Here is a 22,287-nt window from a genome sequence, read left to right on the forward strand (position 1 = left end):
GGCGCCCGGGCGGTGGGCAGTACAGCGGATCCGCGACCGGTCGACTGAGGGCGGCCCGCTGGCGCACGATCAGCCCGAGGACTCGGGAACCGATCTGCCCAGCCGGCGATCCGGTGGAGTCGGCGGGATCTCCGCCGTGCGGTGCTCAGTGTCGCCGGACGGGCTCGACAGCTGGAGGAACCGGGCCAGTTGCCATTCATAGCTCTGCGATGAACCGCGGATGGCGAGTCCGATGTCTTTCCGCACGACCTCATAGAAGCCGCGGCGCGCTTGACTTGCCTCTTCGACTGCCTGCGCCCAGGGGACATCGGAGATCCTGCCGGTTGCTATCAACTGGAGACGGAACCCGCTCTCGTGCCACCTGCGGCCTGCGACGACCGCGTCTTCGCTTCCCAACATCAGCACCGACTCCCACATCATCGTTCGCGCTTCCTCCGCGGCGGCGAGGGCGACCAGCCCTTCGTCGAGGGGAAGTTTGTCGATGTCGGGGTGCATCCCCTGGTGCGCGGCGATCCGGACCGAGAGACCGATCGCCTTCTTCACCGCGTAGGCGTACTCGGTGTAGGCGGCGAGTCTCTTCTCATCCCATCGGATCGCCTGAGCTCGGCGCCATCGTGTTCGCTCGGCGGCCGAGGTCGACAGGTAGGTTGCGACAACTCCGAGCAGCACGCCGATCAGGGCCGGCAGCTGCTGTACCAACGATGTCATCTCGAACCATCCCGACGGCGATGATGCGTGGTCGGTGGCGCACGTCCGTTCTCTCCCACGCGAATGTGTCAGCCTGCCCGATGAATTCTCCCAGTACGCAACATCTTTGGATAGGGTCACGGCCTCGGGCGGGCGGCGCGTGCGGCGCGCCGGGAGAGTGTGGCGAAGGCGTCGCGGAGTTCGCCGGGCCCGACGACTTCGATCTCGGTGTCGAATCGGGCCAGGGTCGCGGCGAGCGCGGCCCAGGACCAGGATCCCGTCAGGAGCCTGGTGCGCGCGGAGCCGAGTTCCTCGACGGTGCCGTCGCCGGCGAACGGCGTCACCCGGGCGGCGGGCAAGTCGAGAATCACCTCGCCGCGACACGGCCAGATGTTCGCGGTGCCGGAGCCTTTGAACCGCGCGGACAGGAAGGCGGCGATGTCGCCACCCGGTACCTCGCGTGGGGTGAAGCGGGGGCCGTTGGGGATGCGCAACACCATCCGATCGGCGCGGTAGGTCCGCCACTCCTGCCGCTCGGGATCCCAGCCGATCAGATACCAGCGACCGCCGCGGGCAACGAGGTGGTGTGGTTGCACCCGGCGCGCCGGCGGCGACTCCCCGGGTGTCCCCGCCGCAGACCGGTAGTCGAACCGGACCTCCTCCGCGGCGCGCACCGCGGCGCTCAGGGCGAGCAGCACAGTGGGGTCGACCTGGGGATCTGTTCCGCGTCCCGCCGATTCGACCGCGGTCACGTCGAGCGCGTCGACACGGTGACGCAGGCGCGCGGGCAGGACCTGCCGCACCGTCGTCAGCGCACGGGCGGCGGCCTCTTCGATCTCCGCGCCCGTTCCGACCGCGACCCGCAGCGCCACCGCGAGCGCGACCACCTGGTCGTCGTCGAACAGCAGCGGCGGCATTGCGCTCCCCGCCGCGAGCCGGTAACCACCGTCGGGGCCCTTCGCCGCGTGAATCGGGTAGCCGAGTTCGCGCAGCCGCTCGACGTCGCGCCGCACCGTGCGTTCACTCACGGCCAGCCGCTCGGCCAGCACCGCACCCGGCCAGTCGCGGTGGACCTGCAACAGGGACAACAGCGCGAGCAGACGACGAGAGGTCACGGTCGAGGACGCGATCGGCATGCTGACCAGCCTGCCACGAATAGCGGACGTTCCCTGTCCGGTACTGCTGACACGGTGGGCTTGTTGCCGGAGCCTCCGGCGACGAAACCACTTCCGAAGGGACCGCTCACCATGTCGGTAAACACTGTCGCGCACTTGAACTTCCACGGTCAGGCGCGTGCCGCCCTGGAGTTCTACCAGTCGGTGTTCGGCGGGCAGCTCACCGTCGCCACCTACGGCGACTTCGGGATGCCCGCGGCGCTGCCCGATGCCGCCAAGGTGGTCTTCGGTCAGATCGTCGCCGACACCGGGTTCCGGGTCATGGCCTACGACGTGCCGGGCACGGACGCGCCGGTCGCCCTCGACCAGCCGACCACCCGCCGCGAGAACGGCACGACCCTGACCACCGAGCCGTTCTTCCTGTCCGTCCGCGGCGACACCGTAGAAGCGGTCGGCGCGCTGTGGGAACGCCTCGCCGACGGAGCGAGCGTCATCGAGGACTTCGGCCCGGCGCAGTGGGCGCCCGGGTTCGGGATGCTGCGCGATCGCTTCGGCGTGACCTGGATCCTCGACGTCGCCACCGAGTACGCCCCGGCCTGATGCCCGTTCCCGGGGTGCGGCCATCGCGGTCGCACCCCGGCGGGATGGTCTGCTATCGCAGCGTCCCGGGGTCGTTCTCGCGCTGGTGATCGTCGAAGCGCGCGCGTGCCGGCTGGACCGCGGGCAGGGTGTCGGTGGTCCAGAGCAGCAGCGCGTCGATGAGTCCCTGCAGGGTCCGGCCGATCGGCGAGATCCGGTACTCGACAGCGATGGGCCGGGTGTGGGTGATCACTCGATCGACCATGCCGTTGCGTTCGAGACGACGCAGCGCCGCGGTGAGCGATTTCTGTGTCACCTCCGGGATCGCCCGGCGGAGCTCGTTGAACCGCAACGGCTGATGTTTCGATCAGCACCGGAACCCGCCACATCCACGTCGCCGGTCAGATCGCCCGCGACGCCGACGGCAATCCGGTCGCCCCCGGTGACCTCGCCGGCCAACTCGCCCACGCCCTGCGGAACACCGCCCTCGGCCTGGCCGGAGCGGGCGCCACCTTCGCCGACGTCGTCCGTCTCAGGTTCTTCGTCACCGACTGGACTCCCGACAAATACGCCGACTTCCTCGACGGCATCAACCAGGTCGCCACCGAACTCGCCCTCCCCGATCCCCTCCCCCCGGTGTCCGCCATCGGTGTCGACTACCTCTTCGAACCGGATGTCCTCGTCGAGGTGGAGGCCTACGCCGTCCTCGACTGACGCACTCCTCCACGGCGGCTTGGTCGACAATGAATTCCCCTCGCCGAGGGACGGATTGGCCCGGGGACAGCGCGGCGCTCGCCGAACACCTGTAGGACCTGCCCCTGGGCGTCAGTCCTGGGCGGCAGCCGCGCGCCACGCGACCAGGCGCCGGGTGGCATCATCGTGTTCGGCGGCGCCGAGCCGGTCGTAGAGCGCGACGGCGGCCGAGAGGTGCGCGAGGGCTTCGTCGATGGCCCCGCGCCGGCGGGCGACCTCGGCGAGCCCGGCCAATGCGTGCGCTTCCTCGTAGGTGTCGTGCAGTCCGGCCGCGTCGGCGAGTGTGCCGGTGAACAATTCGGCAGCGGTGTCGAGGTCGTCGCCGCGTGCGGCGAGCCCCGCCAGGAAGTTGACCGCGTAGATCTCACCGGCGCGCGTGCCCACAGCACGATAGATGTCGCGTGCCTCGGAAAACAGCCGACCCGCCTCGTCGCGGTCGTCGTCCAGATCGCGGATCCGACCGAGCGCGACCAACGCGTTCGCTTCACCGAAACGGTCGCCCGCCGCACGGTAGTCGGCCAGTGCCGAATCGGCGTGCGCGGCGGCAGCCTCGGCATCGCCTGCCGTGCAGTGCAGATGGGCCAGCTCGACGAGCGCGCTGGTCGCGCAGATGCGATGGCCGACCTCGCGTCCGATGGTCAGCGAACGGGTCTGGAGGTCGAGGGCCCGTCGGTAGTCGCCGCGACGTCGCAGGACGAGTCCGAGTTCACCGAGTGCGTAGGCTTCGCCGACCAGGTCACCGGCCTGCGCGTGCAGCCGCGCTCCGTCTGCCAGTAGCTCGGCGGCGGCGGCGAAATCACCGGTCAGCCGGTGGACGCGACCCTGTTCGACCCGGCAGTTCGCCTGCAAGGCGGGGTTGCCGGTGTCGCGGGCGAGCGCGCTCGCCACATCCTGCTGGGCGACAGCCGTGGGGTAGTCGGCGGCCAGCCGGTGGCCGATGCCGAGGTGGTGGACGGCGTCGGCCTCGCCCCGGCGGTTGCCCAGCTGCCGGAACGCGGCCACGGCGCTGCGGTGCACGTCGATCGCGGCCGGGTAGTCGCCGGTGATCTGGTGCAGGATGCCGATCGCGTGCAGGGCCTGCGCCTCGCCGAGCGGGTTGCCGATGGTGCGGCACAGGTCGAGTGCCTGCTCGTGATAGGCGACGGCGGCCGGGTAGTCGCCGCTCAGTCTGCTCAGCGTGCCGAGTTCGTTGACCGTCTCGGCCAAGCACAGTGGATGATCGATCGCCGCATAGAGCTCGCGGGCGGCGGTCAGCTCGGCGGCAGCCGTCCGATAGTCGCCGGTGATGATGGCGACGAGTCCGAGGTTGTATCCGGCGGTGGCCCGGCCGAGCCGGTCGCCGGACTCCTCGAAGATCACGAGCGCGGCTCGCAGCAGACTTCGGGCGTGGTCGAACTCGCCGAGTTCGTGCAGGACGTGACCGATGTTGTTGAGGGCGTTGCCCTCTCCGGTCCGATGTTCGATCCGACGGTAGGTCTCGAGCGCTTCGGTCAGCAGATCTCGTGCCTCGGCGTGTGCACCGGTGAGATCCCGGACGACGGCCAGATCGTTGAGGGCGTTGCCGTAGGCGAGCTGGTCGCCGCCGGTCCGCGCGTATTCGGCGACCCTGCTGTGCAGACGGGCCGCCTGTTCCCAGGGACCGTCCAACCGGAGCAGGCCCGCCAGGGACGAGGTCAACCGGAAGAGGTGCTCGAAATGATCGATGCCCCAAGCATACTCGACGCAGGCGAGCAGGTTGGTGCGTTCCGCGCGCAGCCAGCGGAGAGCGGCGGCGAAGTCACGGGGGCCGGAACGGCCGGTTGTGGCAGTCCCGACACCCGCTCGGCGGGTAGGGCGCGTGGTGGCGCCCAGAAACTGCTCCGCGAGTTCGGCGATGTCGGCATAGTGGGCGATGAGGCGGCGCACCGCTTCGGCGGATTCGAGCGCGGGATCGCGCGCGAGCAGGGTGCGCGCGTATTCCCGCAGCAGATCGTGGGTGCGGAAGCGGCCAGGTGACTTCTCATCGACGAAGTGATCCTCATAGAGCGCTTCGAGTTCGCGCCGCGCGGTGGCGACGCTACAGTCGTGGAGAGCGGCCGCGGCGTGCGCGTCGATATCTGTTCCAGGATGCAGGGCCAGCCGCCGGAAGAACTGTTGCCGTCCGGCGGGAACGGCGCGATACGACATCTCGAACGCCGCGCCGACCGCGCGGGTCCCGGAGGTCAATTCACCCAGACGATCCTCGGCTCCGGTGAATTCCGCGGCGTAGTCCGCGATCGACCAGCTCGGATGATGGGCGAGGCGACCGGCCAGCAGGACCAGGGCCAGCGGCAGGCCCTCGCAGCACTCGACCAGCTGGGCGACCGCGGCCAGATCCGCCGCCGGCCATGTCCGGCGTCCGGACAGATTCCGGAACAACTGGGTGGCATCCTCCGTGGGCAGCATGTCCAGCGGCGTCGGGACGGCGTCGTCCATGGCGACGAAGCGGCGCCTGCTGGTGACGAGAGTGAAACAGCGACTGCCACTGGGCAGGAGGGGGTCGACCTGCCCTTGGTCGCGCGCGTCGTCGAGGACGACCAGGATCCGCTGATGACTGACGCGATCCCGCCACAGATCGCGTCGGGCGTCCAGGCCGTCGGGAATGTGTCGCGGGTGGATACCCAGATCGATCAGGAGGGTGGCGAGCACGTCGGCGGGTTCGGCCGGTGTCGCTCCGGGCCGGTGGCCGCGGAGGTCGACGAAGAACTGGCCGTCGGGGTAGTGCGGCGCGAGAGCATGCGCCACGCGGATGGCTACCGCGGTCTTGCCGATCCCCGCGGTGCCGCTGATGGTACCGATGGCGGTGTGCCCACTCGCCGCGCCGGTCACCAGGGACGCGATAACTTCTTCCCGATCGACCAGCGTGCGCAGGTCCCGCGGCAACAGATGCACGGCAGGTCCCCGTGGCGCGAGCGCCGTCTCCTGGACAATGGTCGCGTGGACATCGCGGCCGGCTTGGATGCTGGTGCCGCCGTCCACCGAGGCCACGAGCTCGACCCGGGGCGGTTCGGCCGTCACGGCAGTGGCGGCGGACCGGAGAGGTGGGCGTCACGCCCGGCCTGAATGCTGATACCGCCGCTGACCTCCGCGTTGAGCGTCACCGAATGGTCCTCGACCGGAACCGCGCCCGGCGCTGCGGGCCGCAGGTTCTCGTCGAGGACTCGACGCAGTTCGACGGCCAGTTCCGGGTCGTGCTGGAGCAGTCGACGGAGGCGGTGCTGCCATGATTCGGCCAGCACGGCCTCGATGGTGGTGTCGCCCGCGGCCTGGGCTGCCTCCAGACCGGGGCGCTGGCGTTCGAGATCGCGCCCGACCTCCTCGGCCTCCTCCGGATCACCGTGCCGCCACAGGCCCACGATCGCATCCCGTGCCTGTGTCCAGGTCTGGGTGGTCAACGCGGTCACCAAGGCGGACCCGGCAGCGATGATCAGTTCATCCATTGAGAGTCCTTAGAACACAGGATGTTTCGATCGAGAATACCGGGCCGGAGCCTGCTGCGGTCGCAGCTCGACATCGGTCATCGATCTTTCCGGTTCGCCGGGGCCGCACCGTGGTCACAGCGATTCGGGGGCTCGGGTCCGGGTTGTCCCTGATGTGCGCGAAGGCCTTGCGATGCAAGGGTGTCAACCATGCATCTGCGTAGGTTCGTGCTGGTGGTCGGGGTCGCGACGCTGCTCGCGGGCGGGGGGCAGGTCATCGCCCACGCGACACCGGCCGACCAGCTCCGCCGCGACACCGAGGCCCTCCACGCCCTCGGCGTCAGCGGCGTCCAGGCCAGGATGATCGCACCGGACGGACGGCACACCGTCGCCACCAGCGGCACCGCCGACCGCACCACCGGCCGTCCCGTCCCGTCGGACGGCTACTTCCGGCTGGCGAGCACGGCCAAGGCGTTCGTCGCCACGACGGTGCTGCAACTGACCGCCGAGGGCCGGGTGTCCCTGGACGACACCGTCGACCGGTGGCTCCCCGCGGTGGTGCGCGGCAACGGCAACGACGGCTCGCGGATCACCGTGCGCCACCTGCTCCAGCACACCAGTGGCCTGCACGACGACCTGCCCGGGTACACCACGCCGCAGGAGTACTACGCGCAGCGCTACGACGTGTACACGCCCGAGCAGCTGGTCGCCCGAGCCATGGCGCACCGGCCGGACTTCGCGCCCGGCACGGGCTGGGGGTATTCGAACACCGGCTATGTCCTGCTCGGCATGATCATCGACCAGGTCACCGGCCGTCCGGCGCACCAGGAGATCGAGCACCGCATCCTGCGCCCGCTCGGCCTCGACCAGACCACCTGGGCGGGCACCTCCCCCACCCTGCCAACGCCGCATGCCAGGGCGTATCAGCTGTTCGGGCCCGACGCGGAAGTCGATGTCACCGAACAGATCCCGGTGGATCCGGACATCCTGTCGTTCGTCACCACCACCCGCGACGTGAATCTCTTTCTGCGCGCACTGTTCACGGGACGTCTGTTGCCCGCCGAACAGCTGGCCCAGATGCGCCAGACCGTCCCCGTGAGCGAGGACCTGCAGCGGCTGTGGCCCGGTGGACGGTACGGGCTCGGCCTGGTCGAACGCCCGCTGAGCTGCGGCGGCAGCTACTGGGGTCACGAGGGCGGCGACGGCGGTTACATCACCCACAACGGCGTCACCGCCGACGGCACACGCAGCGTCGTCGTGTCCATGTCCGAAGCGTTGGGCGATAGCCCCGAACACATTCAGGCACAGGAGAACGCGGCGAGCACACTGGTCGATCACGCGCTGTGCGGCGAGCAGTGATCGCAACACCACCGCCGATCAGCGGCTAGTTGTTGGCGCGTTGGATGGAGCGTTGGACCAGGCCGCGGATGCCGGGGAGCTGGATCGCGCGGAGCATCATTTCGCCCGCCCACACATGGGTGCGTGTCGGCGGGGCGAATCGGCTGATTCCCCTGCGCGCCAACGCCTGTCGCTTGTCCACCTCCGGCCGCAACGCCGTCTCCCAGGCGTCGAGCGCGGCGGGGATGTCGTCGCCATGTTCCGCCAGCGCGGTGCCGAGCCGGTCGGCACCGTCGAGGGCGAGGGCGGCGCCGTAACCGGCGAAAACCGTGACGCACCAGGCCGCGTCGCCGAGCAGAACGATCCGGCCTTGGCTCCAGCGGTCCATCACGATCTGGCCGACCGAATCGAAGTAGGCGCTGCCGGGCTCGGCGGCGAGCTGACCGAGTGCGTCGGCGACACCGCCGCCGAGATCCCCGAACGCTCGGGTGAGCGCGGATGCGGCGCCGAGATCGAGTTCGGTGGCGGAGTCGGCGTCAGGGCAGCGGTAGGCGAAGAACGCCGAGGACCTGCCCAGCCCCAGGTTCATCACCGCGGCCGTGCGGCCGGGACCGATGAACGTGGCGCCCACCCCATCGGGCATCCGGGTGGGAGGTGTATCCAGTGGAAACGCACCGACCATATGACCCAGGTCCACGAAATACTCGGACTCGGCGCCGAAGACGAGCTCGCGAACCCGGGAGTGCACGCCGTCGGCGCCGACGAGGAGTTCGGCGCGGAGATGGGTGTCGTCGCTGAGGGTGACGTCGACCTCCTCCGGGGTCTGGGTGATGGCCCGCACCGTAGTGCCGAAACGGATATCGGCGAACTCGGCGACGGCGTCGTACAGCGCCGACTCCAGATCGCCACGGAACAGGCTCAAGGCCTGGTCCCCGACAGCGGCCTCGGCGACGGCAGCGGGAATCCGGAGTTTCTCCCGGCCGTCGGCGTGGACGAGGACCGAGGTGAAGAATCCGATATCGCGCGGGTTCAACGCCGGGAGCAGCCCGAGCCGCTCGGCCGCGTCATATCCGGGCCCGTGCAGGTTCACCAGGTAGCCGCCACTGCGGCGACTCGGCGCACGCTCGACCACGACGACATCCCAGCCCTGCTGACGCAATCGCAGCGCGGCCGCCAAACCGGCGATCCCCGCGCCGACGATCACCGCCCGCCTGCCCGATGGCTCGGCTTGCCTGCGCGCAGCGCTGTCGAAAGCTTCCATTGCGACTCCTCGGTTCGATGTGATGTCGACGAAAGGAACTTCCGCCGTGCGTCAACTAGTAGTTGACGCACAGTCAATCGTCAACCATCGGTTGACGCAGGGTTCGGCAGGCATCCTGGACGCCCGCGATCGCGCGTGCCCACTCGCCGATGCCATCACACTCATCACCCGGCCCGATCCCCTCGACCGAGTCGGGCAGATCGCATCAAGACATCTCCGTGCCACCACAGTTATTGCCGCAGAAAATGATTCGCCACAGCGCCAGCCGCCGCGGCGATGCGATCAACCGTCACATCCCCAGGTAGCCCTCGGCTACGAAAACGAACCGCAACCGGGACTTCGTCGTTACAGTAGTAAACATGAGTGTCTACAACTTTCGTCGAACGGCGTCGTGAGCACCGATCCGGACGAGGTCCCGTCCGCGTTTCCGAAAGGCCCGCACGGATATTCGCCGGACGTCGTCGCCGCTTCGCAGCGTTCGCGGATCTTGCACGCGATCGCGGATGTCGTTGCCGAGCGGGGATACGCCGACACCAGCGTGGCGAATGTGCTTGCGACTGCCGGGGTATCGCGAAAGACGTTCTACGAAATGTTCAGCGGCAAGGACGACTGCTTCGCCGCGGCATTCGACGAAGCGCAGCGAAACCTCGCCCAGGCGATCATCGAGGCGACACTCGGCGTACAAGGTCCCGCGGAACGACTCGAAGCCGGGTACCGGGCGCTCTGCACCGCCCTTGCCGGGAATCCCTCGATGGCAAGGATATTCATCGTAGCGGCACCGGAGGCTGGGCGAGTGGTGGCGCCACTCCGGGCCCGCTGGATCGAGGGATCGGTACAACGCCTTCGTCGGCTCTACGCCGACACGATCGGTGACGACTCCGGCTTGCCGTCGGAACTGGCCGAGTACATCGCCCGCGCGGTCGTCGGCGCGGTCGATGCCCTCATCACGCATCATGCCGAAACCGAAGGCGTGGAGAGTCTTCCGCGGCTGGTTCCGCGGCTCGTCGAGGTTGCCGAGACCTTGATGTACAACCTCGAAAGGACGTCCGATGAAGCGAGATGACGCGATCGCGCAGAGCACGGCGGGGAAGTTCGTGCGCGTCTCGGCCGTGGCCGTGGCGACCGTCGCGATCGCGCTGTCCGCGGCTCCCGCGCACGCGGACGTCACTACCGGATTCCTGTGGGACGCGCCGGTGGAGATGCGCGCCGGCGCACTGGCGTGGATGCTCGCGTCGGGCGACCTCAACGGTGACGGCAAGCCCGATATCGTCGCCGCGAACGCCCTGGGGAGTGGAGATTCCGGCCTGTCGCTGTTCCTCAACAGGTCCGACGTGGGTGGGACGGCGCGATTCGATCCGGCGATCGGCCTCGCCGGCGATCTGCTGCCCCAGGCGGTGGCGATCGCCGACATGGACGGTGACGGGCGCAAGGACATCGTCGTCGCGGCGGGCAGCGCCGAGCTGCGGAGCGGTCGGGTCTCCGTCCTGCGCAATACCGGAGAACCGGAACAGTCCGTGCCTACCTTCGTCCCAGCTGCTTCGTTCGAGACCGGAGCGATTCCGCAGCAGGTGAAGCTCGCGGACATGAACCAGGACGGCACGCTGGACGTCGTCACGTCCAACCTGGGCGCGGTGGTGAGCCGGTCGGTGTCGATCGGTCTGCTGAAACCGGACGCCCCTGAGCAGCCGCTCGCGTTCGAAACACCGATCCAGCTCGACGGCGGCCTCTTCAACGAGGGATTGAGCGTCGGGGATCTCAACGGCGACGGCAAGCCGGACATCGCCAGCGGCAATGTCGGCACCGCGGATCTGCGCGTGTGGATGAGCACCGGGCCCGAGCACGAGGTGCGGTTCAGTCAGCCGACCAGCTACTACCCGGGCGCGGCCTTTCCCGCGGGCGTCCTGATCGTGGACATGAACGACGACGGCAGGCCCGATATCGTGTGCGGTTGCTCAGCCGATCCGTTCGGCCTGTTCGGTTTACCGGTCATGACCAATCGAACGACGCCGGGGGCAGCGGTCGGTGATTTCGCCATCGCGCTGAACCATGCGGGCGGCACCGGAACGCAGGGTCCGGCCGCCGCCGACTTCGACGGCGACGGCAAGCTCGACATCGCGGCGGCCAATTTCTACGCATTCGGGTTCAATACCGTGTCGGTGGTGCGAAATATCTCGGGACCGGACTCGACGGGCGTGCACTTCTCGAAGGCACAGGACCTCCCCGGCGGTGCAGGTGCGCAAGATGTGGTGGCTGACGACTTCAACGGTGACGGAATCGTCGACCTGGCGACGCAGAATGCCCTCGGGCCGGGCCCGGGTTCGTACGTCAGCGTGTACATCAACCGAACTCCGCAGAAGCGCTAGGCCATATCCCTCGGCCTCGATCTACCTGTCGACTCCGACGAGCATCACATCGGATAACGCAAGATCGCCGCGGCCGGCCCACCACCGGGCACCTCCGACCCGCGCACCGCGAGCACCCGGCCGTCCGTGAGCAGTACCCGGCGCGCGATCTCGTCGAGCACATCGAGACCTTCGGCGTCGGAACCGAACTCGACCGCACCGTCGTCGGCGGCCAGCGTGCCCGGGAGCGCGGTCTCGATGTCGACGAACAGGATGCCGACGATGCCGAATGTCGCCGCGCGGGCGATGTCGGCGATATCGGACAGCGCACGGCCCTCCGACATCCGCTTGTCGAACAGCGTCCTCAGGTCGGCGAGCTGACCGGCGTAGTAGCGGTCCAGGATCGGTCTCGTCTGGGCGGCGAGCTCGTCCGGGCCGAGATGCTCGGGGTTGCCCGCCAGGCTCTCGTCGAGCAGATCCGGATAGCTGTTCACCGACCGGAACAGCGAATCGGTGGGCTCCGTGGCGGCGAGCACCAGCGGGACGTCGCGGCCGGTCAGCGTGGTCCGCAACTGCTGGTCCACGGCGCGCGCGTACTGCCGCACCCGCATCTTGCGTCCCTCGTATCCCTGCACCCGGCCCTTCGGCGCCCGATCGCCCAGCGAGGACTTCCCGGCATGGTCGGAGGCGCTACTCGGCAGATCGCGTGGGGTGACGTCGACCGCGGGGCCCTCGGCGTCGACATCGATCAACCGGGCGGCGCCCTCCGACAGGGCGAGGACATAGGCCGACTGCGGAAAGGTCACCGTGCGCAGCAGCGGCTTGAGCAGGAATCGGTCGGCGACCGTGGTGGACGCCGGCAGCCGATTCGGCACACGGTAGGTCCGGATCCGCTCGGGGGTGGCCAGGACGACGAGCGTGCGCGACTGGAACCGCCAGAACTCGGGATCGTCCAGCAGGTCGTCGAATTCCTCCGACAGCGCCGCCCGCTCCCCCGCCGAGGTGACCCGTTCGAGCGCGTCACGCACCTGATTGGAGAAGGCGACGCGGCTGATGTCCGGTTCGGCGGGATCGATCTCGGTCGGTGTGTAGATCGACACCGACCAGGGCGCTGTCATCGCGGCGAGGACGGCCATCTCACGGCGGGTGGGGACATCGGTGTGCAGCACGCGGACTCCTCGATAGTGTCGCTTTCAGGTGCACAGGTCGTCGAATCATCAGTATCACCAGACCGTGCCCGCGTTCGGGCTACCGAAGACCGAGTTGTTACCAAGTGGTTGCCAGCCCTGCCTAGTGCCAGGACCGGAATGCCCGGCAAGTGCCAAATATCCCGTTATGCCCTGGATCCACACCCGAGAATCGCGATGACCACCTCGGTTTCCCGCGTCGCTGGATAGTCGCCGAACAGCGGAGAAGCACTCGGTAACGATCTTCGATCGGGACGCTCAGCGCTCTGTCGCGCGATGAACGACCATGACCGGGCACCGCGCGTGCTGGACCAGCGCATTGCTCGTCGACCCCAGCAACAGGCCCCGGAAACCACCGCGTCCGCGGCTCCCGGTGACCACGAGCTGCGCCTCGACCGACCATTCGAGGAGATGATGGGCCGGGCTGTAGCGATAGACCCGTTCCTCGACGTCGACCGCGGGGTGCGCGGCCCGGCCCGGCGCCAGCACCTCGATCAGCAACCGGTGCGATTCCGCGATCGAGTCGGCGTCGTCGACAGGATCCGGCAGAGCGGCCGCCTTCTCGTAGCGCAGGTCGTCCCAGGTGTGGACAGCAACCAAGCGCACGCCGCGCAGCGCAGCCTCGGCGAAAGCCGCTGCCGCCGCGGCACGACTGGGATCGCTGCCGTCCACCCCGACCACGACCGGTAGATCGGTGCGCGCGGCGAGATCGCCACGCACCACGACGACAGTGCCTGCCGCGTACGCGGACACCGCGAGCAGCGTGGAACCCAGCCGATTCCCCCCACGCCCGGCACCGATCACCGTGAGATGGGCGCCGCCCGACCGCGAGACGAGCGCGTCGGCGGCGTCGTCGTCAGTGAGTTCGACTGCCACTGCCAAGCCGGGGTCGATGGTGCCGACCAATCGACGCGCATTCTGGAGACGTTCCTCGCCCTGCGCGCGGACGGTGTCCGACAGCGAGGGCGTGAACAGGTCGAAACGCCCGAAAACCGACTGTACGGAGCTGATTTCGAGGGCGCACAGCAGCAGGAGCGGACGCCGCCGAGCCACCGCGGCGCGGGCGGCCCACCGCACCGCCGAATCACTGTGCCCGTCGATACCGACCAGGACCGGCGCCGACTCACGATCCGGAGTATCGGATACCGGGCTGCCCATGGGCGCGACCTTTCGCGTCGAAGAGACGAGGTGCTCCTGGTGGTGCTCGACCCATCCTAGAAGCTCCCGACCCGAGGACGAGTACGGAAAGACTCAGGCGCGTGGCAGCACTCCCAGCAGCGCCGAGGTGAACGACGCGCGCAGAGCGTCACGCAGATCTCGGTGGAGCACACCGAGCGCAGGCTCGTCCTCGTAGGCGGCGAGCACGCTGGGCGGCGGCGAGGCGTAGGCCGACAGGGCGCCCGCCGAGACGAGGCTCATCAGGCAGAACAGTTGCGCCTGGTCGTCGTCGAGCTCGGGGACGTGGCGGCGCACGAGTTCGGTCATGGCCGCGAGTCGTGCGAGGGAAGACCGCTTGTGCCGCTTGACCACCTCGACCGAAACGTTGTGCTCGAGGACGCCACCCTGCGCACCGAAGAGGTCGCACAGGACGACCCGGTCCGCCAGTGAACGACTGAGGACATCGGCGAGTTGGCCTGCCCGCGCTTCCGGCGCCTCCTGCGCGTCGATGCCCGCGACCAGTTCATCGGCGAGGGCGGCAAGCCAGCTCTCCAGAAAGAAGTCCAGCAATTCGAGCAGCACCGCCTCGCGCGACTCGAAGTACCGCAGGACATTCGATTTGGCCAGGCCCACCCGCCGGCTGAGCTCGTTGAGGCTCACCGCGGCTACCGGCATCTCGGCGAGCATCTCGGCCGCCGTGTCCAGGATCGCCTGTCGGCGGATCTCCCGCTGCTCCTCGCTGCGCGCTCGCTGAAACATCACGCCGCCATCGTAGCTTAGAGACCGCCGGTCTCTTGACAGCAGACCATCGGTCTCTTACGGTGGAGAATATAACAGACCGCCGGTTCTTTAGGAGAAGTCATGAGCAGCAACTGGACTGAGCAGCACATCCCCGATCAGCACGGCCGGGTCGCGATCGTGACCGGAGCCAACACCGGACTGGGCTTCGAGACCGCTCGGCTGCTCGCCGCGCGCGGCGCGACGGTGGTGCTGGCCGTCCGCGACGTCGAGAAGGGCAGGCAAGCGGCCGCCCGCATGACCGGTGAGGTCGCCGTCCAGGCTCTCGACCTCACCTCGCTGGAATCGATCCGGTCCGCGGCGGCCGACCTGCGCGAGGCCCACCCACGCATCGACCTGCTGATCAACAACGCTGGCGTGATGTACACCCCGCGACAGACCACGGCGGACGGCTTCGAATTGCAGTTCGGCACAAACCACCTCGGCCATTTCGCCCTCACCGGCCTGTTGCTGGACCGGCTCCTGCCGGTCCCCGGCTCCCGCGTGGTGACGGTCAGCAGTACCGGACACCGCATCCTGGCCGGCATCCATTTCGACGATCTGCAGTGGGAGCGCTCGTACAACCGCGTCGCCGCCTACGGCCAGTCCAAACTCGCCAACCTGATGTTCACCTACGAATTGCAGCGTCGGCTCGCACCGCACGGCACCACCGTCGCGGTCGCCGCCCATCCCGGCGTGTCCAACACCGAGCTCGTTCGCAACTCGCCCGCGGCGTTCCGCGTGCCGGTCACCTGGCTCGCGCCGCTGCTCACCCAGAAGCCCGAGATGGGCGCCCTGCCCACCCTGCGCGCCGCCACCGACCCGGCCGTCGGCGGCGGCCAGTACTACGGACCCGGCGGACTGGGTGAGATCCGTGGCTATCCGAAACTGGTCACCTCCAGCGGCGATTCCCACGACCGAGCCGTCCAGCAGCGCCTGTGGAGCGTTTCCGAGGAGCTCACCGGTGTGACGTTTCCCTGCGGTGAGGCAGTGACTCCGCTCCGCAGCGATTCCTGAGGCCGTCGAGTCACAAGCTAGGACAAATATCGTCCTAGCTGTGCGGAAGAATGTGCGGGGTGTTGGAAACTTCGGCTCGCCTCCTCGAACTCCTTTCGCTCCTGCAAACACCCCGCGTGTGGACCGGCGCCGACCTGGCCGAGCGCCTCGACGTCGATACCCGAACCGTCCGCCGCGACATCGACAAGCTCCGCAACCTCGGCTATCCCGTGCACGCGGTCTCCGGTGCGGCCGGATACCGCCTGGGAGCGGGAACCAAACTGCCTCCGCTGCTCTTGAACGACGAGGAGGCGGTCGCCGTCGTCGTCGGATTACGCACCGCGGCGAGCGGAACGATCACCGGTATCGAGGAGAGCTCGCTGCGGGCCCTGGCCAAGCTGGAGCAGATCCTCCCGGCCCGGCTACGTCACCGAGTCTCGGCGCTCCAGGCAGCGACAGTCAGCATGCCGGCGGGCACGCCGTCGGTGGACGCGGATGTCCTCACCGCGATCGCCGCCGCGATTCGCGACCACGAACAGCTCCGCTTCGACTACCGCACCCATGACGGTTCCGAGATCCGGCGGGCGGCCGAACCGCATCGGCTCGTGCACACCGGACGGCACTGGTACCTGGTCGGCTGGGACGTCGAGAAGCAGGACTGGCGCACCTACCGGGTCGACCGCCTCCGCCTCCGCGTCCCCAACGGGCCTCGATTCACCCCGCGCGAGGCACCCGAGGTCGACCTGACCGGCTGGGTGTCCCGCGGGGTCAGCACCGCCCCCTATCGCTACCAGGCACGCATCACCCTCGAGGTGTCGGCTGCCGTGGCGGCGGATCGGATCCCGCCGACGGTCGGTGTCATCGAGGCGATCGACGACGGGCACTGCCTACTGCACACCGGCTCGAACTCACTCGATGAAATAGCCGTCTACACCGGACTTTTCGGCTTCGGGTTCCAGGTTCACGAACCGCCCGAACTCATCGACCACCTTCGTGCGCTGGCGGACCGCGTCACCGTGGCCATCACTCCCCGCGACAACGCACACCCGACCCGGTAGCGGTGGTACAACGGGTACCGGCGAACCCAACACACGACCGCACACCGTGGGCATCAATCCTTGACGACTTGGGTACCGCCCGCGAAGTTGTCGTGCCAGCCCTGCTTGGTCGAACTCGAACTCACCGTCACCGCGATGCCGATCGCCGCGATGAACCACAGCAGGCCGCCGACCCAGGGAATCAGGTTCAGCAGCATATACGCGTTGCGCTTGGCGGACTCGGCCAGATCCGGTGTGCTCGCGCCACCGGCGCCGTTGACTCGCAACCCGAGGATCTTCTTGCCCGGCGTCGATCCCGTCGCTACTTCGAAGGCCACGAAGTACAGTAACCCGAATCCGGCGCCCGGCAGGATCGCAATCCAGCTGGGGAGATCGGTGACTCGCTCCAGTAGCCAGAACAAGACCGCGCCGATCAGTCCGGCGATGATCCAGTCGATGAACCGCGCTGCGGCCCGACGTCCGATTCCGGCGGGTGTGATGCCGACTGCGTTGGTCATGGTGTCCTCCTCGACGCGCTCACACGTCACCGTCCTCGACGCAGAAACCGCCAGTCACGGTGGCACACCGAGTATCTCACCGCTTCGCACGGCAGGGACACGGTCAGGTGGATCGAGACCACGTCGAGTACGGAGACGTACGGTAGCGACCGCCTGTCGACTACGACCCGCTCGTCGCCGTTCGTGCCGTGCCCTGTTGGAAACGAGCCTCGGTCGACCGTCGCTCTACTCGGCATCACCGACACCGCCGCTGTCCTCGATCGGATCTCCACCACCCCTGGACCTCGGCGAACCGACGGCGACCTGTCTGTCCGGCACCGCCGAACTGTTCGCGGACGCCTGATCGTCTTCAGCCAGGGGGCAGCGCGCCCTGATCGGTGGCAGGCTCTGTCGCGCCGGCATGGTCTGCGGAACGCGGGCGAGGCCGGTCAACTGTCGCGCGAATGGTCTGTTCTCCGGTAGTTTCCCGCCTGTGGGTGGCGATGTTGATATCGAATGGGCCAGGTCGATCGCCCGCGCAGAGTTGGAGCATGCCCTGCCACGCCGTTGGTCGCACTCACAGGGTGTCGAGCGAGCCGCCGAGAAGCTCACCGCCTGCCTGTCGGCCGCCGATGCACTCCTACTTCGAGCTTCGGCCATACTGCATGACGTCGGCTACGCCCCAAGACTGGCGCGGACGGGCTTTCATCCACTCGACGGTGCCCGATTTCTGCGGGACGAGCATGGCGTGGATGAGCAGCTGACGCGACTCGTGGCTAACCACAGCTGTGCGCTGCTGGAGGCAGAGGAGCGCGGACTCCGCGGCGAGCTGGAAGCCGAGTTTCCTCTCCCTCATGACCGCCTTCTGGTAGACGCATTGATATACGCCGACATGACAACAACGCCCGACGGAAGCCAGACGACGCAGTCCGCGCGGATCACCGAGATCATCGGCCGCTACGGCCCAGACACATTGGTGGGCAGATTCATCCAACGCGCGGAACCAGAGATCATGGCCGCAACGAGAAGGATCGAACGGGCGCTGCAGAATCAGCCGAGGTAAGGGTAGCTACCAGACAGATAGTCACCGATTTGTTGCCGCATACTCGGGTGGATGTCGTAGTTGTCCAGATCATCGGAAGCAACGAACTTCACCCCGTCGGCTTCGTCGTTGATCGTCGGCTTCCCTGACACCGGTCGCCCGATATAGGTGTTCTCGTACTGCTGGCGCACCTCGCCATCGGTGTAGGCGACGATGTGGTGGGGATTGCTGTAAATGCCCAGGAATCCGGTGATTTCAGCGGTAATCCCGGTCTCTTCACGGCATTCCCGGATAGCACATTCGGCTGCAGTTTCACCGAAGTCCATCGCGCCGCCCGGCAACGCCCACTGGCCTGTGTCGCGACGACGTTGCAGCAGAATCGCCCCGGCAGCGTCGGTGACCAGCAGATTGCACGCCACGACAAGCGAATTGGGCTTCGGGGCCTTCGGATCGTAGTAGTACTCGATTCTGCCCATTGTCGACCTCTCAGTCCGGAATCCAGGGCTGTGCATCTGCCCAGATCGCGTCGAAGCTCTCGGCGTAGTTGTCGAACCAGCCGCCATCGTTGACCCGTTTGAGCTGGAATACGGGATTGGCACTGGCTGGCTGCCCCCAGATGTGTGGATTCACCAACATGGTGTCGTCGTATCGAAACAACGAGTTGTAGAGCGTCGTATCATGTAGTCGCACCTCGCACCGTGCAACAGACGGGAGTGAGCGGTAATAGGTAAGCGAGGCACGGATCTTCGCGGCCAACGTATCCCGGCCGAGACCTTCTTCGAGACCACGTTCGAGGACCGCCCTGCCGCTGGGGTCGCCGAAGCACAACCTCACTCGGACCCCCTGGCGTGCTCGTTCGGTGAGCGTGTGGGCGACACGGGGATTCGACTGCGCCAGGAACGTGCCGGAGAACACGAGAACGTCGATCTGCTCGGTCGCATTACCCAGCAGAGACAGCCAGATCTCGCGAGGCACTTCAGCACGATTGTGAAAAGTGGCGACAAGTTCGACGTTCGTTGGCGCGGCGCTCTCGGCAACGGCAGGTGGCCAAAGGAATCCCTCTTCGACCCGCAGGTGATGCGCCACACGTCGGCGGTGCCGAGGATGCGGGACCCTGCCACCGAGCCAGCGCCCGACCGTCTTCGGATCGACCTCACAGACATCGGCCAGCGACTCGGGCGCGATCCCGCGCTGATGGAGCACACTCTGCAGCCGGATGTTCACGCCTTCCATAGAAGCCGACGCGACAGGCTCGAGCAAGCACAGGCTCCGAACCAGGAATCGAAACGTCCCCGGACGTCCTGGGCGACGTCCCAAACGCGGTTACGGGGTCCTGCTGCCGACGGCCACGATGTTGGCCTCACCGAAACCCAAGGCGGCCAATATGATCACCGAACGAACCGGCATCCACACCATCCGACGCCTCTACTTGCAGCTGCTCTATCGGTGCAACTTCGAGTGCAAACACTGTTTCCACGGTGAACGGCTCGAATACGCCGACGCATTCACCGCCGCACAAGCCTGCAACCTCCTCGCTCGCATGCAGCGCGACTACGCCACCGAGGCCGTGGTCCTGCTGGGTGGTGAGCCGTTCCTGTACAAGGAACTGCCGCGTGTGGCCCGCTATGCCAAGCACACCCTGGGGTTGGCCGTAGAAATCTGCACCAACGGCTACCGCATCGGCGCCCGGCTGCGCGAGATCGCGCCGTGCATCGACCTGTTGCGGATCTCGCTCGAAGGCATCGGCGCCACCAACGACCGCATCCGCCGCAACGGCAGCTACACCACTGCCATCGAATCCATCGCTCTTGCGCACAGCCTCGGCGTAGCCACTGGTGCAACGCTGACCGTGAACCGATACAACATCGACGAAGTCGTCGACCTGGCGAGAACCCTCCAATCGCACGGGGTGGCGCAACTCAAACTGCACCAGCTCCGCGCTGTGGGCAACGCGGCACAGCACCCGGACATGCTGATCACCGACCCTGCCGCCTACACCGACCTCCGGAACCGACTCGGCGAGGCTCACCTGAACATCGCGGTGATTCTCGACGACGACCTCAACGAATCACCGACGTGCCCGACTTCGGCCGGCAACGACACCATCGACCGAATCGAGACCGACCCCCGCGGCGCACTCACCATGTCCTGCAAGGCCGTAGGCAACGACTCACACGCCTTCTGGTACGACAAAGACTCTGACCGCATCGAATACCGACCATCCGCGCACGACGAGATCGCTCTCGGAATCCCCGACGTGGTGTATGGCCGTGTCTGAACACGTGCTGTTCGAGAGCATCGAAGGACTCGCGGGCACCGGCAAAACCACCGTCGCGCCGCTGCTGGCACAGGCCCGGCAGGCCGTCTTGGTCGCGACGGTCCCTGCGAACTTCCAGTCGCTCCGCCGGAAGCTGGACAAGTCGAGCAATGCCGACGCGCGCATGTGCCTGTTCCTGTCCGCTCTCCTGACCGCGACAGACCAGATTGTGCGCTATCTCGAGGCCGGGGTCCCCGTCGTCGTCGAAAGCTATTTCGCGCGCTGCATTACCACTCATCGCGAATACGGTGCCACGCTCGGCATCGTGCTGCCCGCTGAGCTGCCCGAACCAGTGACCTACCAGCTGACATGTGCACCGCACGAACGACTGCGCCGTCTTGCGCACCGCGACAAAGCTGTCACCAAGTGGGACATCCTTGCCGAACAACACTCGGAAAGCCTCACCGCCGCTATCGGCGAATGGGCCACACATCGCATCGACACGACGGCGAGCGCACCCGCCGATGTCGTCCGAACCATCCTGTCCCTCAACCGAAATGGGTCCGAAGATGCAACCCGCTAGCCTCTGGGAGCAAACCCTTACCTTCTTTCCGCAATTCCTGCGTGAACTGGACGACCGCTGCGGCCAGGGCGCGACGGTGACCGTCGTCGGCGCCGGCGACGGCAAGTTCGTTCTGCCACTCGCCGCCGCCGGGTACACGGTCATCGCCGTCGAGAGCGACCCGCAAGCGCTACTCGGCGGCGAGGTTCTGCTACCTGGATCCGGTCTCGCGTACGCACCCAGCTTGGCCGAACGTGTCGAGGACGCCGGGCTGACAAACCGCGTGCGGATCGAACCACACGACTTCTTCGACGCCGAGCTGCCTGAATTGCAGGCTGAGGCTGTGTGGACGAGTTGCTCGTGGCACTACAGCGCCAACCACCATCGTCCGCTGAGCGAATTCATCGGACGAATGACCGACCTCCTCACCCCCGGCGGGCTCTTCGGCGCCGAATTCATGATGCCGGTCGAGGATCACCAGTACCGCATCGAGCACTACACCACCCCGGACAAGCTGTTCCGCTACTTCCCCGGTGAGACGTGGGAAGTGTTGCTCACCTTGAGAACGGATCCGTTCATCGAACGGCCGCACGTCGGGCAACTCCACGACCACACGCACCGCATGGGTGTACTTTTCGCTGCACAGTCCGAACTCCTCGACGAAGGGTCGCGAGCTCGATGAAGCACGAATACGAAGCCACCTTCTTGGCGATCGACGTCGAGGTGATCAAGGCGAAGCTCGAGGCGCTCGGCGCCGCTCAACGATTCCCTCGAACCCTGCTGACCCGCAAGATCTTCGACGGCGGGGCGGTGCCCGAAGGAGCCTGGGTCCGCCTCCGGGACGAAGGCACCCGAACAACATTGACACTCAAGCGCGTCACCGACTCCACAACCATCGACGGCACCACCGAGGTCGAGACCACAGTCGGCGACCTGGACTCGATGGCCGAGATCCTCACCGCGATCGGGCTCACAGAGACCCGATATCAGGAGAACTACCGAGAAGAATGGAGCCTCGGCGACGTCGTCTTCGACCTCGACACCTGGCCGGACCTGCCCACCTTCCTCGAAATCGAAGGGCCCGACGAATCCTCGGTCCGCCGTGCCGCCGCGGACCTCGGACTCGACTACACCCAAGCGAAGTTCGGCAGCGTAGACACGATCTACCTGGTGGAACTCGGTCGGGACATCCTGACCGAACCGACCCTGCTGTTCAGCCACTCCACCGCGTAGCCCTGTCGCGGGCCCTGACAGGTGATGGC

23 protein-coding genes and 1 pseudogene are annotated in these 22,287 nt (G+C 67.3%); 12 read left to right on the plus strand and 12 right to left on the minus strand.

What is annotated here, in order from left to right; translation table 11 throughout:
* Positions 1 to 69: 69 nt before the first annotated feature.
* Entirely contained in the window at positions 70 to 708 is a 639-nt protein-coding gene (locus tag AB0L91_RS20920; RefSeq protein ID WP_365012219.1) for a hypothetical protein, read from the minus strand.
* A 116-nt stretch (positions 709 to 824) separates the two neighbouring features.
* Positions 825 to 1,823, minus strand: a complete 999-nt coding sequence (locus AB0L91_RS20925; protein WP_365012222.1) for a WYL domain-containing protein — start codon at positions 1,821 to 1,823, stop codon at positions 825 to 827.
* A 111-nt stretch (positions 1,824 to 1,934) separates the two neighbouring features.
* Here AB0L91_RS20925 and AB0L91_RS20930 point away from each other — a divergent pair, with 111 nt between their 5' ends.
* Positions 1,935 to 2,402, plus strand: a complete 468-nt coding sequence (locus tag AB0L91_RS20930) for a VOC family protein (protein WP_365012225.1) — start codon at positions 1,935 to 1,937, stop codon at positions 2,400 to 2,402.
* Positions 2,403 to 2,454: 52 nt separating this feature from the next.
* Here the strand turns inward: AB0L91_RS20930 and AB0L91_RS20935 are convergent.
* A pseudogene (locus AB0L91_RS20935) lies at positions 2,455 to 2,739 on the minus strand (helix-turn-helix domain-containing protein); the annotation flags it as partial.
* 8 nt (positions 2,740 to 2,747) lie between these two features.
* Here AB0L91_RS20935 and AB0L91_RS20940 point away from each other — a divergent pair.
* Entirely contained in the window at positions 2,748 to 3,095 is a 348-nt protein-coding gene (locus tag AB0L91_RS20940) for a Rid family hydrolase (RefSeq protein WP_365013660.1), read from the plus strand.
* Positions 3,096 to 3,206: 111 nt separating this feature from the next.
* Here AB0L91_RS20940 and AB0L91_RS20945 read toward each other — a convergent pair whose 3' ends face one another.
* The gene (locus AB0L91_RS20945) at positions 3,207 to 6,044 is read right to left on the minus strand and encodes a tetratricopeptide repeat protein (protein ID WP_365012228.1); all 2,838 of its coding nucleotides are present in this window, start codon (positions 6,042 to 6,044) and stop codon (positions 3,207 to 3,209) included.
* 122 nt (positions 6,045 to 6,166) lie between these two features.
* Entirely contained in the window at positions 6,167 to 6,592 is a 426-nt protein-coding gene (locus AB0L91_RS20950) for a hypothetical protein (protein ID WP_365012230.1), read from the minus strand.
* Positions 6,593 to 6,781: 189 nt separating this feature from the next.
* Here AB0L91_RS20950 and AB0L91_RS20955 point away from each other — a divergent pair, with 189 nt between their 5' ends.
* Positions 6,782 to 7,930, plus strand: coding sequence for a serine hydrolase domain-containing protein (locus AB0L91_RS20955; RefSeq protein WP_365012233.1), 1,149 nt, complete (start codon positions 6,782 to 6,784; stop codon positions 7,928 to 7,930).
* Between the two features lie 25 nt (positions 7,931 to 7,955).
* Here the strand turns inward: AB0L91_RS20955 and AB0L91_RS20960 are convergent, their stop codons facing one another.
* Positions 7,956 to 9,170 (minus strand): FAD-dependent oxidoreductase, encoded by a 1,215-nt coding sequence (locus AB0L91_RS20960; RefSeq protein WP_365012236.1) that lies wholly within the window; start codon positions 9,168 to 9,170, stop codon positions 7,956 to 7,958.
* 391 nt (positions 9,171 to 9,561) lie between these two features.
* On the opposite strand from AB0L91_RS20960, the gene AB0L91_RS20965 reads away from it, so the two are divergent.
* Positions 9,562 to 10,233 (plus strand): TetR/AcrR family transcriptional regulator, encoded by a 672-nt coding sequence (locus tag AB0L91_RS20965; RefSeq protein WP_365012239.1) that lies wholly within the window; start codon positions 9,562 to 9,564, stop codon positions 10,231 to 10,233.
* Positions 10,234 to 10,369: 136 nt separating this feature from the next.
* The gene (locus AB0L91_RS20970; protein ID WP_365013663.1) at positions 10,370 to 11,533 is read left to right on the plus strand and encodes a VCBS repeat-containing protein; all 1,164 of its coding nucleotides are present in this window, start codon (positions 10,370 to 10,372) and stop codon (positions 11,531 to 11,533) included.
* A gap of 44 nt (positions 11,534 to 11,577) precedes the next feature.
* On the opposite strand, the gene AB0L91_RS20975 is transcribed toward AB0L91_RS20970, so the two are convergent.
* The 3 genes from AB0L91_RS20975 to AB0L91_RS20985 form a co-directional block, all read right to left on the minus strand.
* Entirely contained in the window at positions 11,578 to 12,681 is a 1,104-nt protein-coding gene (locus tag AB0L91_RS20975; RefSeq protein ID WP_365012241.1) for a hypothetical protein, read from the minus strand.
* A gap of 276 nt (positions 12,682 to 12,957) precedes the next feature.
* Complete coding sequence (locus AB0L91_RS20980) at positions 12,958 to 13,857, minus strand: universal stress protein (RefSeq protein ID WP_365012243.1); 900 nt, start codon at positions 13,855 to 13,857, stop codon at positions 12,958 to 12,960.
* 93 nt (positions 13,858 to 13,950) lie between these two features.
* Positions 13,951 to 14,616, minus strand: a complete 666-nt coding sequence (locus AB0L91_RS20985; RefSeq protein ID WP_365013666.1) for a TetR family transcriptional regulator — start codon at positions 14,614 to 14,616, stop codon at positions 13,951 to 13,953.
* A 102-nt stretch (positions 14,617 to 14,718) separates the two neighbouring features.
* On the opposite strand from AB0L91_RS20985, the gene AB0L91_RS20990 reads away from it, so the two are divergent.
* Together AB0L91_RS20990 and AB0L91_RS20995 are read left to right on the plus strand one after the other, a co-directional pair.
* Entirely contained in the window at positions 14,719 to 15,651 is a 933-nt protein-coding gene (locus AB0L91_RS20990) for an SDR family NAD(P)-dependent oxidoreductase (RefSeq protein ID WP_365012246.1), read from the plus strand.
* Positions 15,652 to 15,710: 59 nt separating this feature from the next.
* Positions 15,711 to 16,688, plus strand: a complete 978-nt coding sequence (locus AB0L91_RS20995; protein ID WP_365012249.1) for a YafY family protein — start codon at positions 15,711 to 15,713, stop codon at positions 16,686 to 16,688.
* A 53-nt stretch (positions 16,689 to 16,741) separates the two neighbouring features.
* Here AB0L91_RS20995 and AB0L91_RS21000 read toward each other — a convergent pair whose 3' ends face one another.
* Positions 16,742 to 17,185: an RDD family protein gene (locus AB0L91_RS21000; protein WP_365012251.1), complete on the minus strand. Its 444-nt coding sequence runs from the start codon at positions 17,183 to 17,185 to the stop codon at positions 16,742 to 16,744.
* Positions 17,186 to 17,657: 472 nt separating this feature from the next.
* Between AB0L91_RS21000 and AB0L91_RS21005 the strand changes: the two genes are divergently transcribed.
* A complete protein-coding gene (locus AB0L91_RS21005; protein WP_365012254.1) occupies positions 17,658 to 18,227 on the plus strand; it encodes an HD domain-containing protein in 570 nt (189 codons plus the stop codon).
* Here AB0L91_RS21005 and AB0L91_RS21010 read toward each other — a convergent pair.
* The gene (locus AB0L91_RS21010) at positions 18,215 to 18,682 is read right to left on the minus strand and encodes an NUDIX domain-containing protein (protein WP_365012257.1); all 468 of its coding nucleotides are present in this window, start codon (positions 18,680 to 18,682) and stop codon (positions 18,215 to 18,217) included. The two genes, AB0L91_RS21005 and AB0L91_RS21010, sit on opposite strands and share 13 nt — an antisense overlap.
* A gap of 10 nt (positions 18,683 to 18,692) precedes the next feature.
* Positions 18,693 to 19,430 (minus strand): XRE family transcriptional regulator, encoded by a 738-nt coding sequence (locus tag AB0L91_RS21015; RefSeq protein ID WP_365012259.1) that lies wholly within the window; start codon positions 19,428 to 19,430, stop codon positions 18,693 to 18,695.
* A 160-nt stretch (positions 19,431 to 19,590) separates the two neighbouring features.
* On the opposite strand from AB0L91_RS21015, the gene AB0L91_RS21020 reads away from it, so the two are divergent.
* The 4 genes from AB0L91_RS21020 to AB0L91_RS21035 are packed head-to-tail and all read left to right on the plus strand — an operon-like array spanning position 19,591 to position 22,258.
* On the plus strand, positions 19,591 to 20,484 hold the full coding sequence (locus AB0L91_RS21020; protein WP_365012261.1) for a radical SAM protein: 894 nt from the start codon (positions 19,591 to 19,593) through the stop codon (positions 20,482 to 20,484).
* Positions 20,477 to 21,046: an AAA family ATPase gene (locus tag AB0L91_RS21025; protein WP_357346723.1), complete on the plus strand. Its 570-nt coding sequence runs from the start codon at positions 20,477 to 20,479 to the stop codon at positions 21,044 to 21,046. Before AB0L91_RS21020 ends, AB0L91_RS21025 begins: the two co-directional genes overlap by 8 nt.
* Positions 21,033 to 21,707 (plus strand): class I SAM-dependent methyltransferase, encoded by a 675-nt coding sequence (locus AB0L91_RS21030; RefSeq protein ID WP_357346722.1) that lies wholly within the window; start codon positions 21,033 to 21,035, stop codon positions 21,705 to 21,707. Before AB0L91_RS21025 ends, AB0L91_RS21030 begins: the two co-directional genes overlap by 14 nt.
* On the plus strand, positions 21,704 to 22,258 hold the full coding sequence (locus AB0L91_RS21035; RefSeq protein ID WP_365012264.1) for a class IV adenylate cyclase: 555 nt from the start codon (positions 21,704 to 21,706) through the stop codon (positions 22,256 to 22,258). Before AB0L91_RS21030 ends, AB0L91_RS21035 begins: the two co-directional genes overlap by 4 nt.
* The last annotated feature ends 29 nt before the right edge of the window (positions 22,259 to 22,287 follow it).

Origin of the sequence: Nocardia sp. NPDC051833, from assembly GCF_040681225.1 — a bacterium.
GTDB lineage: Bacteria > Actinomycetota > Actinomycetes > Mycobacteriales > Mycobacteriaceae > Nocardia.

Bases quoted from the DNA above. Each gene is read 5' to 3' on its own strand.
- AB0L91_RS20985 (WP_365013666.1), bottom strand. From the start codon at position 14,616: ATGTTTCAGCGAGCGCGCAGCGAGGAGCAGCGGGAGATCCGCCGACAG.
- AB0L91_RS20980 (WP_365012243.1), bottom strand. From the start codon at position 13,857: ATGGGCAGCCCGGTATCCGATACTCCGGATCGTGAGTCGGCGCCGGTC.
- AB0L91_RS20960 (WP_365012236.1), bottom strand. From the start codon at position 9,170: ATGGAAGCTTTCGACAGCGCTGCGCGCAGGCAAGCCGAGCCATCGGGC.
- AB0L91_RS21035 (WP_365012264.1), top strand. From the start codon at position 21,704: ATGAAGCACGAATACGAAGCCACCTTCTTGGCGATCGACGTCGAGGTG.
- AB0L91_RS20950 (WP_365012230.1), bottom strand. From the start codon at position 6,592: ATGGATGAACTGATCATCGCTGCCGGGTCCGCCTTGGTGACCGCGTTG.
- AB0L91_RS20920 (WP_365012219.1), bottom strand. From the start codon at position 708: ATGACATCGTTGGTACAGCAGCTGCCGGCCCTGATCGGCGTGCTGCTC.
- AB0L91_RS20955 (WP_365012233.1), top strand. From the start codon at position 6,782: ATGCATCTGCGTAGGTTCGTGCTGGTGGTCGGGGTCGCGACGCTGCTC.
- AB0L91_RS21020 (WP_365012261.1), top strand. From the start codon at position 19,591: ATGATCACCGAACGAACCGGCATCCACACCATCCGACGCCTCTACTTG.
- AB0L91_RS21030 (WP_357346722.1), top strand. From the start codon at position 21,033: ATGCAACCCGCTAGCCTCTGGGAGCAAACCCTTACCTTCTTTCCGCAA.
- AB0L91_RS20925 (WP_365012222.1), bottom strand. From the start codon at position 1,823: ATGCCGATCGCGTCCTCGACCGTGACCTCTCGTCGTCTGCTCGCGCTG.
- AB0L91_RS20970 (WP_365013663.1), top strand. From the start codon at position 10,370: ATGCGCGCCGGCGCACTGGCGTGGATGCTCGCGTCGGGCGACCTCAAC.
- AB0L91_RS20990 (WP_365012246.1), top strand. From the start codon at position 14,719: ATGAGCAGCAACTGGACTGAGCAGCACATCCCCGATCAGCACGGCCGG.
- AB0L91_RS21010 (WP_365012257.1), bottom strand. From the start codon at position 18,682: ATGGGCAGAATCGAGTACTACTACGATCCGAAGGCCCCGAAGCCCAAT.
- AB0L91_RS21000 (WP_365012251.1), bottom strand. From the start codon at position 17,185: ATGACCAACGCAGTCGGCATCACACCCGCCGGAATCGGACGTCGGGCC.
- AB0L91_RS20930 (WP_365012225.1), top strand. From the start codon at position 1,935: ATGTCGGTAAACACTGTCGCGCACTTGAACTTCCACGGTCAGGCGCGT.